Genomic DNA, 15,399 nt, shown 5'->3' on the forward strand with positions numbered 1-15,399 from the left:
CGCCTGTGTTTACTTGCGCGTTTTGCGCCCACTCGCGGTTACTCCGCCACGTCTCAACGCGAGACCGAGTTGGTCGAAACTGTGGTGACATCCCTGTTCGTGCACTTGCGACATCGCCGTATCCAGGTGAGATGACGCTTGTATCGCCATGTCGATGTCCGGATCTGTACCCTGAGTATACAATCCTGCGTTGATCATCATTTGGTTTTGAGCAAAAACGCTCATCAGTTTGCGCACTTGGGCTATTGTCTCATTCTCGGTTGTTGTGGCAGCGTCGGGCAAGCTGCGCGACACCGAACGCAGGATATCCACTGCGGGAAAGCGACCGCGCTCAGCTATTTCCCGATCAAGTACCACATGACCGTCCAGAACGCCGCGTAATATGTCGGCGATCGGTTCTTCCATGTCCGAGCCCGCGACCAGAACGCTGAAAACTCCCGTGATGTCGCCCTGGTCCGGCCCCCCCGGTCCCGCCCGTTCACACAGCGACATGATCAGATGTGATGTAGATGCGGGAAAGCCGCGCAAAACTGGGGCCTCGCCTGCAGCACTGGCGACCTCGCGGTGCGCTTCGGCGAACCGAGTGATGGAGTCTGCCAAGAATAGCACCGACATTCCTTCATCTCGAAAGTGCTCGGCCACGGCCATTGCCGTCCAGGCGCATCGTCGGCGTATGAGGGGTGATTGATCGGATGTCGCCGCGACTACTACTGACTTTGCCAGTCCATCCGGGCCCAAAACACTATCGACAAAGTGCCGTACTTCGCGCCCACGTTCACCGATCATCGCCACAACAACGACATCTGCGGACATGCGTTTTGCCAGCTGTCCCATGAGGTTGGACTTCCCAACACCAGAACCCGCAAACAGACCGACTCTTTGGCCCCGGACAATGGGGAGCATCGTATCGAAGACGAGATGCCCGGTGTCCATGCGCTTGCCCAATGGCCGTCTTGATGCTGCGGCGGGTGGGCTGTTCTTGAGTGGCCGGGGAATTGGACCGCATCCGAGTGGCCGACCATCAAGCGGTTCTCCGTTGGGGTCCACAATGCGACCAAGCCATGTCTCGTTTGGCGCAATCTTGTTTTGCTGATCGACAACAACGCGATCATTCAGTGCGACCCCGTCAAATGGGCCATCTGGAATGACAGTTGCGTCAGATTGAGAGAGTTGGACAACCTCGGCAGACAGTGGATCACCCATCAGACGGTTGATCGAAACGCGGTCGCCGATCCGAGCAACATCGTTCAGACCGGAGACTGTCAAAACATTCCCACGTGTTCCGTTGATACGCCCAATTGGACGAACGGCCTGTATGGCAGAAAGCTGAGTTTGCAGCATTTGCAATCGTATGGCGTGTCGCATCGGCTTCTCCTGTCATCTGCAAACAGTTTTTTAGGGAATCACAGTTAAGCGTTGATTGAAATTCACGAGGGAGAAGCCCTGATGTTTCAGAAGCTGGCCATTTTCGAGACTGCGCATGCAATGTCTGTGCATGCAGGTCAGAAACAAGCTGTCATAGCGCAGAACATAGCGAATGCTGATACGCCCGGATACGTATCCCGGGATATCCCCAGCTTTGCCGCAACCTATGCACCGGGATCGGCGGATGCGTTCGGGCAACGTGCGACACGGTCCGGGCACATGCACGGCAGCATGAGGGGCGACCTGACCGCAATTGCGCAGGAAGACAAGTCATTTGCTGCGCCTGATGGAAATAGCGTTTCGATCGAAACCGAGATGTTACGCGCTACGGATGCCAAGCGACAGCACGATAGATCACTGGCCATCTATAAAAGCTCCCTGACAATTCTTCGCGCCAGCTTGGGCCGCCAGTAGGGGTGCCGACATGAACGAATTTTCAAAATCATTGTCTGTCTCCGCCAGCGGTCTGAAAGCGCAGGCATCCCGTCTGCGACACTTGTCGGAGAACATTTCGAATGCCGATACGCCCGGTTATCGCCGCAAAACCATTCCCTTTCGTACGGAATTTGATGGTGGCCATGGTGTTGCACGTGTCGACGTTGGCCGCATGTCGCTCGATGACCGCCCATTGGAGCGTGTTTACGATCCGTCGCATCCTATGGCGGACGCGACCGGGCACTACGAAGGATCGAATGTCGACCTGTTGATTGAACTGGCGGACGCCCGCGAGGCGCAACGCAGCTATGAAGCAAATCTGAAGATGTTCGAGCAGGCGAGGCAAATGTCTTCGAGCCTTATGCAACTACTGCGCCGCTGATCGCGCGCACCAAAGGAGATCCAGAATGGAAATCGGAACACTATCAGCCGCCCAAAACTATGCGGCCTTGCGCCCGGCTACCCAACCAGGTGGTGGCGAAGGTGGCAGCGTTTTTGGCAAAGTCGCAATGGATTTTGCCCAGACACTCGCCAACGGTGAGCAAGTTGCCAAGGACGCAATGGTCGGCAAAGCGGATCCGCATTCCCTGGTTCAGGCGCTGGCGCAGACAGAGCTTGCCGTCGAAACTGCTGTCACGGTTCGGAACAAAGTCGTCGAAGCGTATCAGGAAATCTTGCGGATGCCCGTGTGATATGCTGAACGAGGTCGTCTTTTTCGACACGATGCGTCAGGGCTTGTGGATCGCGGTTCTCGTTTCGATGCCGATCCTGGTTGTTGCCTTGGTCACTGGGGTCTCCATTGGCCTGGTCCAGGCGCTGACTTCGATCCAGGAGATGACGCTGACCTTCGTTCCAAAACTTGCGGCAATCGTGCTCGTGTTTTGGCTGACGATGGGCTTCATGACGCACACGCTGGTGTCGTTTTTCCAAAGCCGGATCATTCCACTGATAATCGGAGGATAGGATGGACAGTACCGGATACATCGCGCTGACCCGTCAATCAGGTTTGATGCGTGAAATGCAGATTGTGGCCAACAACATAGCCAACAGCGCAACGACGGGATACCGGCAGGAAGGCCTGATATTCTCCGAATACGTGCAGGCGATGGAAGGGGGGGCATCCCTCTCTATGGGTCACGGAAACGTGCGTCAAACTTCCTTTGTGCAGGGTGCGTTGACCCAAACGGGTGGAACATTCGACTTCGCCATCGAAGGCGACGGGTTCTTCTTGATCCAGACACCGGATGGAGAGCGTGTGACACGCGCGGGCAGCTTTTCACCGAACGCGCAGGGCGATCTGGTCACACCGGACGGATATGCGGTTCTCGATGCGGGCGGTGCACCTGTCTTTATTCCTCCAGGGGCCAAATCACTTTCCGTATCGCCCGATGGGTCGATCAGTGCGGACGGCGCATTTGTTGGTCAGGTCGGCTTGGTTCAGCCGGTTGATCGTACAACCCTGATGCGTGAGAGCGGTGTTCTGTTCCGCTCTGATCAAGGGTTCGAGCCGTCGGAGACTGCGAAAGTTCTGCAGGGTTTCGTCGAAGAGTCGAATGTCGATCCCATTGGGCAGCTTGCCCGCATGATCGAAATCCAGCGCGCCTATGAGATGGGGCAAAACTTTTTGAATTCCGAAGATGAACGCGTTCGTCGTGCGATGGATGCGATGTTGAAATCCAATTGAGGAGACGCATATGCGCGCACTGAAAATCGCGGCCACGGGTATGTTGGCCCAGCAAATGCGGGTCGAAACAATCTCGAACAACCTCGCGAACATGAGCACAACAGGTTACAATGCGCGTCGCGCGGAGTTTGCTGATCTGCACTACCAACAGATGACGCGGCCTGGTGCAATCAATGCATCTGACGGAACCGTTTTGCCCACGGGTGTTCAGCTTGGCTTGGGCGTGCGACCAGCCGCAGTGTCGTTACACTTGGCGCAAGGCTCATTGGCTGCGACCAACGGTGATCTTGATGTTGCGATCGACGGCAACGGCTACCTGGAGGTGACCTTGCCATCGGGCCAGACCGGGTACACCCGTGATGGCGCACTCAAGCGCACGGGCGAAGGACTGATTGTCACTTCTGACGGATACCCGGTCGCGCCTGAAATCGTCATACCCGAAGATGCTCGCAGTATTTCGATCAACGGGGATGGAGAGGTTTATGCCTATTTTGCAGATGCTGCGGCCGGGCAGTTGATTGGTCAGTTCAACTTGACTGGCTTTGCCAATCCAAAAGGGCTTGAGGCGCTGGGTAGCAATCTATTTGCCGAAACGGACGCTTCCGGTCCTCCCATTGTGACCACGCCCGGGCTCGATGGTTTGGGAACACTCAGGCAGGGCTACCTCGAAGAAAGCTCGGTTGATGCTGTCCGCGAAATCACTGACCTGATTGCAGCACAGCGTGGATATGAAATGAACTCCAAGGTGATTTCAGCAGCAGATCAGATGATGGGGGCGATGACGCAAATCAGATGATGCGTTGGATTGGCATATTCTGTCTGACCGCCGGTATGGCGAGTGCTGACATGGTGACCCCGACACGAACGTTGCGTCCCGGTACTGTCATCACAACGGCCGACCTGGTGGTGCGCGATGCGGCGCAGCCCGGCACATTTGATCGAATTCCGGATGTCGTCGGGCAGGAAGCTCGCGTTGCGCTTTACGCCGGTCGGCCCATCCCTTTTGAGGCGATTGGTCCGCCCGCAATCATCAATCGCAACCAGATCGTGCCGCTGTTTTTCAATGTCGGCGGACTATCGATTACGACTGAAGGGCGTGCACTGGAACGGGGCGGTATCGGTGATCGCGTGCGGATCATGAACCTCAGTTCACGAGCGACGCTGTTCGGTTTTGTTCAAGAAGACGGTTCTATCAAGGTGACACGATGACCAAGTCATGTTTCAAAATTCCAGCCCACGCTGTCACGGCTTTCGCGGCGCTCAGCCTTACGGTCGCCTGTGGTCGTGGCGATCACTTGGGCAAGGCTCCCAGCTTCTCCAACCCGCTCGAGACACAGGAGCATTCAGCTATGGTGAGCGCCACTTTACCGTTGGCGATTGAGGACGTCGGCCCAACCGACCGCGCGTCTCTTTGGAGTGGTCAGCGATCATCCCTGTTGGGGGATCGCCGTGCCATGCAGCGGGGGGATATCATGACCGTCGTCATTGAAATTGACGAAAGTGCGGAAATCTCGAACGAAACGGATCGGTCACGCAGCGGAACTGAAAGCTTGCAAGTACCCCAGCTGGGCGGATTGCCTCAGCGGTTGGATGAAAAGCTTCCGGTCGGTGCGTCGTCGTCTGACCTGGTGTCGATCACGTCCAGTTCAGGGTCGAGCGGCGACGGATCTGTCAAACGGGAAGAGAAGCTGACGCTGCGCGTAGCGGCAACTGTGGTGGACGTTCTTCCCAATGGCATACTCTCCATCTCCGGGTCGCAGGAATTGCGGGTCAATTTTGAAATGAGAGAGTTGCTTGTGTCAGGCTACGTGCGACCAGAAGATATCTCGCGTCAAAATGAAGTCACATATGACAAGATTGCCCAGGCGCGCGTGTCATACGGCGGACGTGGTCAGATCACGGATGTGCAGCAGCCGCGGATTGGCCAGCAGGTTCTTGACGCGATCTTGCCTTTCTAGGAGCGAATGCCGTGAAAAAGTTGCTTCCCCTTATCCTTTTGCTGATTGGCGCGGGCGCGGGTGTCGGCGCGGGCATCTTCATGCGTCCTGAGCCAGATCCGACCGTCGCGGAAAGCTCAGAAGATACAGCTGAGGTGGAAAAGCAGGCTGAAGAGAACACGGATATTTCGGATCGCGAATATGTTAAGATGAACAACCAATTCGTGGTGCCTGTTGTCAAAGGCGATTCTGTTCAAGCGCTTGTAGTGATGTCGCTCAGTCTTGAGGTCCCCGCAGGTCAGAAAGATGCAATCTATTCGCGGGAGCCAAAACTACGGGACTCGTTCCTGCAGGTTCTGTTCGATCATGCGAATGTTGGTGGCTTTGATGGGGCGTTTACCAACGCAAACAATCTTGCGGTGTTGCGGAGCGCTCTAAGAGAGGTTGCGCAGAAAGATATGGGCGATCAGATATCCGACGTCCTGATCCTGGAGATCGCGCGCCAAGACTATTGATCGCGGTCTCCAAGCCGAGTTTGGGCCATGTCCATGATCTGGTCCAAGCGTTTTCTCTTCCTTTCCGCCTCAAACTTGAGTGCTTCTTGCGACACCAGACGCTGGGCAACCGATTTCTTGCCGTTGTCCTTCCGGAATCTGACCAAGAGAACTTCCTTTTGTGCCAGCACCTGTGCCAATTCAATGCTCACACGCCGCTGATTGGCAGCCAACCACTTCAGCCAGATGATGTCGCCGCCAATCGCGCGCAGCTCGGCATCAACCGCGGGCTGGCAATGGGTTTCGTGAGCGAGACCCTGAAGCCGCTTGAGTTCGGAACGCAAAGCTGTCTCCCTATCTCGTACCTTCGCCAGAGCCTGCTCGCTTTTGTGGTACTTCAGATCGGACAGCTGCTTTAGTTTGGACAGGTCGCTCACTAGATCCGGCCCCTGGCTTGTTCGCGCATCCTGTCGGCGAAACGAATGGCTGCTGCAACAGCTGCGTACTGATCTGGTTCGATTTCGTCGCCGATCGCTGTCACTGCGTACAGAGTGCGAGCGGTTGGAGGATCGCTGTGGATTGGGATCGTGTGATCTTGCGCGATTTCACGGATACGCAAAGCCACTTCGTCAACACCCTTGGCGACACAAACCGGTGCAGTTCCACTGGCGCGCGACCATTTTAGGGCGACAGCATAGTGGGTTGGGTTGACCACAATCACATCCGCTGACGGCACATCCGTCATCATTTGTTGCGTGGCTATGGCTTGGGCACGAGCCCGGCGTTCCTGTTTGAAATGCGGGTCACCTTCTGAGTTTTTCGTTTCATCCATGATCTCTTTGCGTGACATCCGGTTCTTTCGGATATGTTCATGGTGCTGCCATACCGCGTCAACTCCACCGAGAATGACGGATATGATTACGACTACAAACAGGAAAGCTACGACCAACTCGGCCAATAGCGAAACCACCAGGCCCGGCGAGCCATGCATCACGCTGATCATGTCGGGCAATCGCGCGACAAGAAAAAATGCCAAACACGTCGAGTATAGCACCAACTTCACGAAGCTCTTGGCAAACTCGAAAAAGCCGTTCCGTCCAAACTTCTGTTTGGCGTTTTGAATCAAGGAAATCTTGGACAGCTTCGGCTTGAGTTTCGTTGGCGCAACAACAAATGCACGTTGCGCAAGTATGGCGGCCAGTACGGCCAAAGACGGAACAAGAAAGATTGGCGCAATTGCAATGGATGCGGACCACAAAACAGGTCCCATCGTTGCGGCAGGACCGCCCGCAAATAGATCGCTCGACAATGCTCCTGCTTGATCCAGCAATACTTGCATCGCACTGCCGAACGCCTGGAGACTGCTCGCACCCAGCGCGACAAAGGCAAGAGAAAGCCCAGCATAGGCGGCAGCTGTATGCAGATCTACGGACTTTGCGACTTCGCCTTTCTTGCGCGCCTCCTGCAGCTTGTGTGGCGTCGGGTCGAATGACTTGTCGGTATCTTCGTCCTGCGCGCTCATCTCCGAGCCTCGAATGGGGACGCCATGAACTGGTCCAATGCGGACAACCAGACCGAAAGCATGATCGGGGTAGCGAGAAACAGCAGGAACAGACCGCCAAGAGTAATCACCGGTGCCCCGACAAACGCCACCATGAGCTGAGGCATTGCTTTGTTGATGACCCCAAGTGCCAGATTATAAAGAGCTGACATCAAGAGAAATGGCGCGGCCAGCAGAAACGCGAGTTCAAATGCATAGGCAATTTGATCAAGCCCCCAATCCGCTACGTCGCTCCCGGACGCGAACAATCCCATTGGCAGCAAGACGTAAGAGTGGATCAAAAGCTGTGCTGCCTTGACATGCAGCCCGGCCAATACGGCGAGCGCGATGGCTCCAACGGTCAGGATGTATCCCATGGCGGGAAGCGGTTCGATGGCTGCTCCGCCAAGAATCTGAGAAAGCGACGTTGATTGCGCTGCGATCGCGCCTGCTGTCTGCAAGGCCAAAACAAAGAGACGGATGCCAAGCCCGATCAAGACACCGGCAATGGTTTCCGTCATCGCTAAAACGACCATGGCATTGATTGTAAAGTCTGGCAAAACGCCGGGGGCGGCCGGCGCGACGACCAGAGTAAAGGCAATTGCAATAACCAACTTGATCCTTACGGGAACCGACTGTTCTCCGAACCCCGGAAGCAACGCAATTGTCGCGCCGACGCGCAGAAATACGGCAAACCCCAACCAGATTTCCATTTGAAGGACGCCAATCAACTCTGCTGCGGCAGTCATGCAGCGACAACTCCGACAAGGGCCGGGCGCGCATCCACGCCGATCTCTTCAAAGGAAAGCACCGGGTTGTTCAAACCCTTGGCGCGCATCATGGTTTTCAGGAAACGCCGCCGACGCGTATTGGTTACGACGGCCGGAAAAATCCCTTGGTCGCCTGCATCCTGTAGCTTCTCAGATACGTTGTCGGCCAAGCGGTTGAAAAGGTCTGGCGGAAGAGCAATGTCCAGACCCCGATCTGCATCTACCTGATAGCTTGCGAATGTGTCTTCCCACTCTGGAGCGAGTTGTATCAGAGGAAGTGTCCCGTCATCACGTCGTATGCCGGAAATAATCTGAAACCCGAGGCGTTGTCGAACATGCTCGCAAATCGCTTCCGGTTGTGCATTGATCGCGCGTGCTTCGGATACAGCTTCCAGGATCAGCGGTAGATTTCGGATGGAGACCTGCTCTTCGAGCAATAGGCGAAGGACAGCGTGCAGCACGTCTACAGGCACCTTGTCCGGGATAAGCGCGTCCAGCATCTTGCGGTTCGCTTCTGCCCTGACCGGATCTGAAACGGACTTCATTTCCTCCAACAATCGACGAAGTGATTTCAGGGTCAAAAGTCTGCTGAAATTGCGTTTAACCACTTCAAGCAGATGAGTGGCCAAAATCTCTGTTGGCGTCACCATCGTCACGCCGGACAGTGCAGCTTTTTCCTGATCCTGCGTGGCAATCCACCGAGCTGGGGCGCCGTATACAGGTTCGGTCGTATCCTGCCCATTGGGCAGGCTTTCTACACTGTCCGGCGCGAGCGCAAGGATTTCATCCGGCCTGATTGTACCGCGAGCCTGTTCAACTCCTTGAATACGCAGCACGTATCCACCATTAGGCAGGCCAGGATTGTCCGTTAGGCGGATCTCGGGAAGGATTACGCCAAAGACTGTCGCGACATGTGTGCGCATGTTGGCAATACGCGCATCCAAGCCGGTGCCCGGGTCGAGGACCATGTTGACCAGATCTGGGGCAAACTCGACGTGTACGTCGTCAAGCTCAAGAATGTCGCCGAGAGATTTGTCTGGTGCCGCCTCGGTGACTTCGTCAAGGTCTATCTCTGCGACCGCCTGATTTTCAGCTCTTTGCCTTACGAAGTAAGCAGCAACAGCAAGGCCGAACGCACCTGCCATAAAAGGTATGAGCGGCAAGCCCGGGACCAGCCCCATCAACGCCATCAATACTGCGACAGTCGCAAGAGCGGCAGGATGTCGGCCAAGTTGTCCAAACACGGCCAGATCGGTCGCACCTTTTGCGCCACCGCGCGCAAGCAACAACGCCGAAGCAATCGATATGACAACTGCCGGGATTTGCGAAACGAGGCCGTCTCCGACGGTAAGTATTGCATAGGTTTCAAAGGCGCTGCTCAAGGCCATGCCGTGAACTGCTACACCCATGACCAAACCTGCCACGAGGTTCAACAGTGTAATGAGCAAGCCGGCAACAGCGTCGCCTTTCACAAACTTTGATGCGCCATCAAGTGACCCAAAGAAGGTTGTCTCCGCTTGCTCCAGCTCACGCCGAGCCTTGGCTTCTTTGTGATCTATCGCACCAGCGGACATGTCACTGTCGATAGCAAGCTGTTTGCCGGGCATTCCATCCAGCGCGAACCGCGCGCCGACTTCGGCCATTCGCGTTGCGCCCTTGGTGATGACCATGAAGTTCACGATCAGGAGAACGCAGAACACCACCAGTCCCAAAAACACGCTGCCGCCCATAATGAATTGAGCGAAGCCTTCAATAACATTTCCGGCGGCGTGAGTGCCGCTGTGGCCCTGGCCGATGATCAGTTTTGTTGATGAAACGTTGAGAGAAAGGCGCAACATCAACGAAGCAAGCAGGATTGTGGGGAACGAGGAAAAGTCGAGTGGGCGCTCAATAAAAAGCGTAATTGTAAAAATCAGGATAGCGAGTGCAAATGACGCGGCCAATCCGATATCCAGCACCCACGCAGGCATTGGCAGGATCATCATGACGATGATCGCCATAAGTGCGATGGCGAGCAGCACGGTCGGGCTGAAAATAGCAGAGGTGGTCAATCTCATTGGTCAAATCCACAACGGACTGAGACGCAATTTTGCAACCGGTTCGGTGTCGAGTAATCCAGGATCTTCGATCTATTGAACAGGTGAATGATGCGCAGAACGACGGTTGCTTTCACATCAATTCGTGATTGCGGCGAACGCCGCGGCCTTCTGAAGGCCGAAATAGAGCGTAAGAAATTCCAGATCTTAAGCCACGGCTTGGTTATGGAAGTCACCTGCTGTCCTCATCACTTCTGTGATTTCGGCAGACTAGAGCTGATCATGTTTAGATTTGGTAACCAACCAAAGATCTGCCGACTAGTTTTCACGAGTGGCTACATCATCCATGTTTGCGTCAAGCAGTTGTTTGATCACATCGCGCGATTCTTCACTTTCGTTCAACGCACGTTCAAGGCGCCCTAACATGCCTTCGAGGTCAGTCGACGTGTTTAATTGTGACGATGCTATTTCTAACGTCGGACCAAAAGTCGGCGCATCTCGGCTGAGAAGCGTTTTCCACTCATCCGACAACCATGCGGCTTGTAGGCTATGCGTTTCATCCTCAAGCTGAGAAAAGACTTCGTAGGCATTTGTGTGATCACCGGCCTGACTGCTCGCCGCGGCCCGCAATCGAGCGGCCTCTTTGCCATCCAGCCCCCTCAAAACGGCTAGCGCTTCTTGCGGGCGTGACAAGCCAAGAGAGATCTTAGCTCTCAACAACTTGTTGCGAACAGTTTGAGGCACATCACGTTGGGAAAACATCACTTGTTCGGCCTCTGAGAAAAAACCGAGGTCAGCCAGTCGATCTGCCAGCATGAGTACTGAAGAAAGCGAGAGCTCGGACGCTCTATTCGGCATGTTTGCAAATGCGTGTCGGACAAATGTTGAGTCATCCGCGTCCAGGGAAAGGGCTTCCAGAACAGTTGATCGCAGGGTGTCGGCTGTGTTCTTCATCTTTGTTGACCTGATGCGATCCAAGGCCGAGAACGCCTCGTCGAACTGGTTGGACTTGGCCAAGGCAAGCACGTGAGTGCGCCGCAATTCGTCTCCGAGCGGGTCATCTCGGAATTCAATCGCATAGGCCTCTACCAATGTTGCAACGTCGTTGCTGATTGCCACACCAGCTTCAAACTGCGTATCCACATAGCGCACAAGCGCCTCTGCCGATTGTTGGTCGTTGGATGCAACAACATCCTCCAATCTGCTCTGTGCCGTCTCGACCTTGCCCTGCACAAGCTCGATCTCCGCTTTGGCCAACTCTGCCGGAGACGTAAGAGGCTCTGAAGTACGTTCGAGGCCTCTCAACGCTGAAGCAGCACCGTCTTCATCACCATAGTCAAGTAGCTTTCTGCTAAGTATCGGAGCGAGATGTCGCCGCAAATGAATAGGCAGGCTGCTCAAAGTTCGAATGGCTGCAAGGTTGTTCACAGAGTCTGAGGGGTGTAACGAACTTGATGATAATATCGCCCAAAGTGCTGCTTCAGAATCGCAATCCAGGTAATTGGCGAGATAGCCATCCACTTTTCTATCACCCAATTCCAGTATATCCGCGATATCAATCAATGCCGGGTTTTCTGACCACAGCTCGGCGTTCATTCTAAGCACTTGTCGAGCTTCTGGACCGAAGCCAAAGTGCAGGTACAACCGGGCTAGATCCAGCGCGACTTTCGTGTTCAGCTTGTCAAACTCCGAGTACAAATTCTTGCGTAGAACGGCTAATTGTTGTGCAAAATCTGCTTCAGAGGCCCAATCCTGAATCCTTACTTTGGATGGGTCAACGCATCCAAAGCCGAACGTAGTCGAGGCCTGATTTTGTCGCGACGTTTCAGTTGGTACGTCATGGGATGAAGTGATGCGCAAATTCACGCTGGCCGAACGCATCGATTCAGTGGCCTCACTTTGCGAGCGCGAGGAATCAAATATCCGCGTGTCGATTTGCGCGCGTCGTTCCTGCTCATAGATGAGCCAGGGTTTTCTACTTGGATTCAAAACGCCGGTCGTCGCTGCTTCGCCAATTCTTTCGGCTAGTTTTTCCTGCGCTCTTTGTAATTTGGCTGGGTTGCTCTCCTGGCGATCAATCCTCGGTTCGATCACGGTTGGCATTTCTACTGATATCGTCCGTGAGTCCGAAGCAACGATTTGAGATACTTGAACTGTTGTGTTTTCCGATGGCTCCTTTTTCGGAGCCCTTGGTGCAAATCTGAGTGGCGTGGATCCGGTAAAGAGGGAAGAAGGAAATGAGGCTTCCTCTATCGAGTTTTCAGGTTTCAGGTTTTGTCGACCGACATCAATAACGACCATGCGGTTTCCTGCCCAAAAGACTTCCGCTCTGCATTGACAGTTGAAGACTATTTCGATCGTATCTGAAGAGGCTGAGACGGCATCAATAAAAGTGCGGTCAATTTTCTCGAATATGCTTGAAGTCTCAAATCCATTTTCGTGATCAACGATGCGAACTCGGGCGCCCAGCGAATCCTGCTCGACCGACCATTGAGTACCTGTTGCAACATCCAGGACAAGTCGCGAGAAATTTTCATGCGCTCCGGATCGCACTGTGATTTCCGCAGAGATTGCGAAGCTGCTGGAGATAATCCAAAGAATTAGAGAGGCGAGTGTGCGCATTATGCTGCGTTTTGCTTTACTGATTTCAAAGCGTCTTCCAAATCTGAAAACGATGGGCGACAGTGGGATGGGGTGTTTTGGCGACCAACTTCAATACAGATATTGGTTGCGTGGTTATGCAAATTGGCCACCAATACTTCCCGAATGAGTTGATAAAAGTGGCTATCTTCTTCCACCACAGCTTTAACTTTGGCAGCGAACGGGCCAACCAATCCATACGCGAGAAAAACACCCAAGAAAGTACCAACAAGTGCACCACCGATCAGCTTTCCAAGGATTTCAGGGGGCTGATCAATCGAAGCCATCGTTTTGATAACGCCCAAAACGGCAGCAACGATCCCCAACGCAGGCAAGCCGTCCGCAACGGTTTGCAAAGCATGGCTTGAGTGAAGGGCGTGATGCATGTTTGTTTCCATGCGCTTTTCCAGAACTTCTTCGACTTGATGAGGGTCATCGTAGTTCATTGAGGCGGATCGCATCGTGTCGCAAATCAGAGCAGTTGCCTCGCCATCTGCAACGATCTTGGGGTAACGTGAAAAGATCGAAGAAGTTTCGGGATCTTCTATGTGCTCCTCGATCGCGACTGGGTTTTGTCTTGCAAGACGTATCAACTCAAACAACAGGCACAACAAATCTTTGTAGTCTTCATGCGCCCATTTCGGGCCCTTAAAGACTTTTCCAAGGTCCTTTACAGTACGCTTAACCTCAGCCATGGAATTGCTGATCAAGAAAGCACCGACCGCGGCGCCAAGAATCATTGTCATTTCAAATGGGAGAGATTTCAGAATAATCCCCATTTTCCCACCGGCAGCCAGGTAACCGCCGAACACCATCACAAAAATGGTTACAATGCCGATGATGCCGATCACGTGATGCTTCCTCTATTTGGATTCTTTGTCACGATCGCAAATGTCTGTTAAAAAAACCTCACATAGGCTCAGTTTTTTGGTGCTTGAGCGTTTCGCCCAGCCAATATCGCACTTATCGAGTATGCAACTTGCGGATCAAGACCGGCCAGGATCTTGGCGGCGACAGTGGGTTCCATACGGCCCATAAAGCCTGCCGCAAAAGCTGGCTCCATTGCCTCAAATAGTGCGGCGGCGTCCTTGGGTTTCATGTTTTCATATACTGCAGTCAGCCGTGTCAAATCATCCTCAGCTGCTGTCTGAGCAATGGAAAGCGTAGCGCGCAGACGCTGCTCAGCATCCTCGAGTGCCTCTAGACGACGTTCGATCTCGATTTGTGCGACATCCAACGCTTTGCTTCTCGCGGCCAAAACACCTTCGCGTTTGACTACATTCTTCTCACGCGCGCGAAGCGCATCAAGCAGGGATTGAATGTTTACTTCGTCGCTTACTTGCGGAGTTGCGGAGGCTGAAACGGTGCTCAAGGGAAGTGAAAAGCCTTCTGCCAAGTCGACTTCAGCCAATGCTGAATTTGCACTGGTTCCGATCCGGACTGCAGCCGATCCAACCAACAAAATAATTAGAAGCGCTACGGAGCCGCGGTTGGAAAACCTGCTTGGTCGATGCTTTTTCATTGCCGGACCCCCGCACTGCGCCTGGTAAAGATCGGTTCACTTTTCTCCTGAGGAGCTTGTTGAACCGGGTCGCTGGGTTGCATTGCTTGCACGTCATGCAATGCTGCCATCTGCAGCTCCAGTCGCCTTGCGATTTCGGTTGCTCGCTGGGTCGTGTCATTGAGCGTTTCGGCCGATGCGGCTGCTGTTTTCTGAGCAGCCTCCAAGGTCTTCGTCAGGTCATCGACTTGGCTAGACAGCATTGCAACTGCTCCGCCAACCCCTTTTTCAAGACTGTTGAAGCGCTTCAACCTGCGACTCAAAACAAAGCAGTAGAAGCCTGCACCCAGTGCACCGGCAGCCAGCAAGATGTCAGCAATCAAGTCCATGTATCCACCATCAGCTCAAGACAAATTCCATAATGAGCAGGTCATTGACCCGCCCTGCCCCGGTCACGATTTGCACCCGGCGAAGCATCTGCGCCCGCAACCGCATAAGGGCTGCAGGGCTTTCGATATCTTTTGTTTCCAATGCACGAAGGTACCCGTTCAATACGTCAACAACCCGCGGCAGTATGGATTCAACATCGGCTGCGTGCTGAGATGGCACTTCCAACTGCGCGCGGAAGCGCAGGTGCCGCCCCTGCGAACTGGGAGCGAGAGAGATAACCATCGGCTCAATGGCAACGAAAGATACGTTGGGCAGCTCCGCCGGCGTCTCACTCTGCCTGGCCACTTCCGTTGCCGATTCGGGTGCAAGTATGATGCCGGAGAAAGTTGCAAAAAAACCGCCCCCCACCCCGAGCAGAAGCGCAACAACACCAAGTATCAAAGGTACTTTTGATGCTTTGGCTGCCTCTTCAGGTGTATCTTCAACTGCGTCCGTCATCCGAGTTCCGTTCAAAGTTTGTCGGACTCAGATTTCTCATACATCAACT

At 54.1% G+C, this 15,399-nt stretch carries 19 protein-coding genes; 9 read left to right on the top strand and 10 right to left on the bottom strand.

Translation table 11 applies throughout. The features are described from left to right. Nucleotides 1-9: 9 nt before the first annotated feature. Complete coding sequence (locus KUV51_RS11460) at nucleotides 10-1,365, bottom strand: FliI/YscN family ATPase (protein WP_222521757.1); 1,356 nt, start codon at nucleotides 1,363-1,365, stop codon at nucleotides 10-12. 81 nt (nucleotides 1,366-1,446) lie between these two features. Here KUV51_RS11460 and KUV51_RS11465 point away from each other — a divergent pair, with 81 nt between their 5' ends. From KUV51_RS11465 to KUV51_RS11505, 9 genes are read left to right on the top strand one after another with little or no spacing between them, the layout of a single operon-like run. Then, nucleotides 1,447-1,839, top strand: coding sequence for a FlgB family protein (locus KUV51_RS11465; RefSeq protein WP_222521758.1), 393 nt, complete (start codon nucleotides 1,447-1,449; stop codon nucleotides 1,837-1,839). A gap of 10 nt (nucleotides 1,840-1,849) precedes the next feature. Next, nucleotides 1,850-2,242, top strand: coding sequence for a flagellar basal body rod protein FlgC (gene flgC / locus KUV51_RS11470; RefSeq protein WP_222521759.1), 393 nt, complete (start codon nucleotides 1,850-1,852; stop codon nucleotides 2,240-2,242). A 25-nt stretch (nucleotides 2,243-2,267) separates the two neighbouring features. Next, on the top strand, nucleotides 2,268-2,552 hold the full coding sequence (gene fliE, locus KUV51_RS11475; protein WP_222521760.1) for a flagellar hook-basal body complex protein FliE: 285 nt from the start codon (nucleotides 2,268-2,270) through the stop codon (nucleotides 2,550-2,552). 1 nt (nucleotide 2,553) lies between these two features. Next, on the top strand, nucleotides 2,554-2,823 hold the full coding sequence (locus tag KUV51_RS11480; protein ID WP_222521761.1) for a flagellar biosynthetic protein FliQ: 270 nt from the start codon (nucleotides 2,554-2,556) through the stop codon (nucleotides 2,821-2,823). Nucleotide 2,824: 1 nt separating this feature from the next. After that, nucleotides 2,825-3,544: a flagellar hook-basal body complex protein gene (locus KUV51_RS11485; protein WP_222521762.1), complete on the top strand. Its 720-nt coding sequence runs from the start codon at nucleotides 2,825-2,827 to the stop codon at nucleotides 3,542-3,544. Nucleotides 3,545-3,554: 10 nt separating this feature from the next. Continuing rightward, entirely contained in the window at nucleotides 3,555-4,340 is a 786-nt protein-coding gene (gene flgG / locus KUV51_RS11490; protein WP_222521763.1) for a flagellar basal-body rod protein FlgG, read from the top strand. Further along, complete coding sequence (gene flgA / locus KUV51_RS11495; RefSeq protein ID WP_315898821.1) at nucleotides 4,337-4,753, top strand: flagellar basal body P-ring formation chaperone FlgA; 417 nt, start codon at nucleotides 4,337-4,339, stop codon at nucleotides 4,751-4,753. Before flgG ends, flgA begins: the two co-directional genes overlap by 4 nt. Beyond that, nucleotides 4,750-5,502, top strand: coding sequence for a flagellar basal body L-ring protein FlgH (gene flgH / locus KUV51_RS11500; protein ID WP_222521764.1), 753 nt, complete (start codon nucleotides 4,750-4,752; stop codon nucleotides 5,500-5,502). The genes flgA and flgH overlap by 4 nt, the downstream gene beginning before the upstream one ends. Nucleotides 5,503-5,513: 11 nt before the next feature. Further along, nucleotides 5,514-5,996: a flagellar basal body-associated FliL family protein gene (locus tag KUV51_RS11505; protein ID WP_222521765.1), complete on the top strand. Its 483-nt coding sequence runs from the start codon at nucleotides 5,514-5,516 to the stop codon at nucleotides 5,994-5,996. On the opposite strand, the gene KUV51_RS11510 is transcribed toward KUV51_RS11505, so the two are convergent. The 9 genes from KUV51_RS11510 to fliL form a co-directional block, all read right to left on the bottom strand. Continuing rightward, nucleotides 5,990-6,412: a hypothetical protein gene (locus KUV51_RS11510; protein ID WP_222521766.1), complete on the bottom strand. Its 423-nt coding sequence runs from the start codon at nucleotides 6,410-6,412 to the stop codon at nucleotides 5,990-5,992. The genes KUV51_RS11505 and KUV51_RS11510 overlap by 7 nt on opposite strands. Further along, nucleotides 6,412-7,497, bottom strand: coding sequence for a flagellar biosynthesis protein FlhB (locus KUV51_RS11515; protein WP_222521767.1), 1,086 nt, complete (start codon nucleotides 7,495-7,497; stop codon nucleotides 6,412-6,414). Before KUV51_RS11515 ends, KUV51_RS11510 begins: the two co-directional genes overlap by 1 nt. Then, entirely contained in the window at nucleotides 7,494-8,264 is a 771-nt protein-coding gene (locus tag KUV51_RS11520; protein WP_222521768.1) for a flagellar biosynthetic protein FliR, read from the bottom strand. The genes KUV51_RS11515 and KUV51_RS11520 overlap by 4 nt, the downstream gene beginning before the upstream one ends. Further along, nucleotides 8,261-10,342, bottom strand: coding sequence for a flagellar biosynthesis protein FlhA (flhA, locus tag KUV51_RS11525; protein ID WP_222521769.1), 2,082 nt, complete (start codon nucleotides 10,340-10,342; stop codon nucleotides 8,261-8,263). The genes KUV51_RS11520 and flhA overlap by 4 nt, the downstream gene beginning before the upstream one ends. A gap of 297 nt (nucleotides 10,343-10,639) precedes the next feature. Then, entirely contained in the window at nucleotides 10,640-12,943 is a 2,304-nt protein-coding gene (locus KUV51_RS11530; protein ID WP_222521770.1) for a hypothetical protein, read from the bottom strand. Beyond that, nucleotides 12,943-13,812, bottom strand: coding sequence for a flagellar motor stator protein MotA (gene motA / locus KUV51_RS11535; RefSeq protein ID WP_222521771.1), 870 nt, complete (start codon nucleotides 13,810-13,812; stop codon nucleotides 12,943-12,945). The genes KUV51_RS11530 and motA overlap by 1 nt, the downstream gene beginning before the upstream one ends. Before the next feature lie 68 nt (nucleotides 13,813-13,880). After that, nucleotides 13,881-14,483 (bottom strand): MotE family protein, encoded by a 603-nt coding sequence (locus KUV51_RS11540; protein WP_222521772.1) that lies wholly within the window; start codon nucleotides 14,481-14,483, stop codon nucleotides 13,881-13,883. Then, nucleotides 14,480-14,851 (bottom strand): hypothetical protein, encoded by a 372-nt coding sequence (locus tag KUV51_RS11545; protein ID WP_222521773.1) that lies wholly within the window; start codon nucleotides 14,849-14,851, stop codon nucleotides 14,480-14,482. The genes KUV51_RS11540 and KUV51_RS11545 overlap by 4 nt, the downstream gene beginning before the upstream one ends. Nucleotides 14,852-14,861: 10 nt before the next feature. Then, nucleotides 14,862-15,350, bottom strand: coding sequence for a flagellar basal body-associated protein FliL (fliL, locus tag KUV51_RS11550; RefSeq protein ID WP_222521774.1), 489 nt, complete (start codon nucleotides 15,348-15,350; stop codon nucleotides 14,862-14,864). Between the last annotated feature and the right edge of the window lie 49 nt (nucleotides 15,351-15,399).

It is taken from the genome of Tateyamaria omphalii, from assembly GCF_019802125.1.
Classification (GTDB): Bacteria; Pseudomonadota; Alphaproteobacteria; order Rhodobacterales; family Rhodobacteraceae; genus Tateyamaria; species Tateyamaria omphalii_B.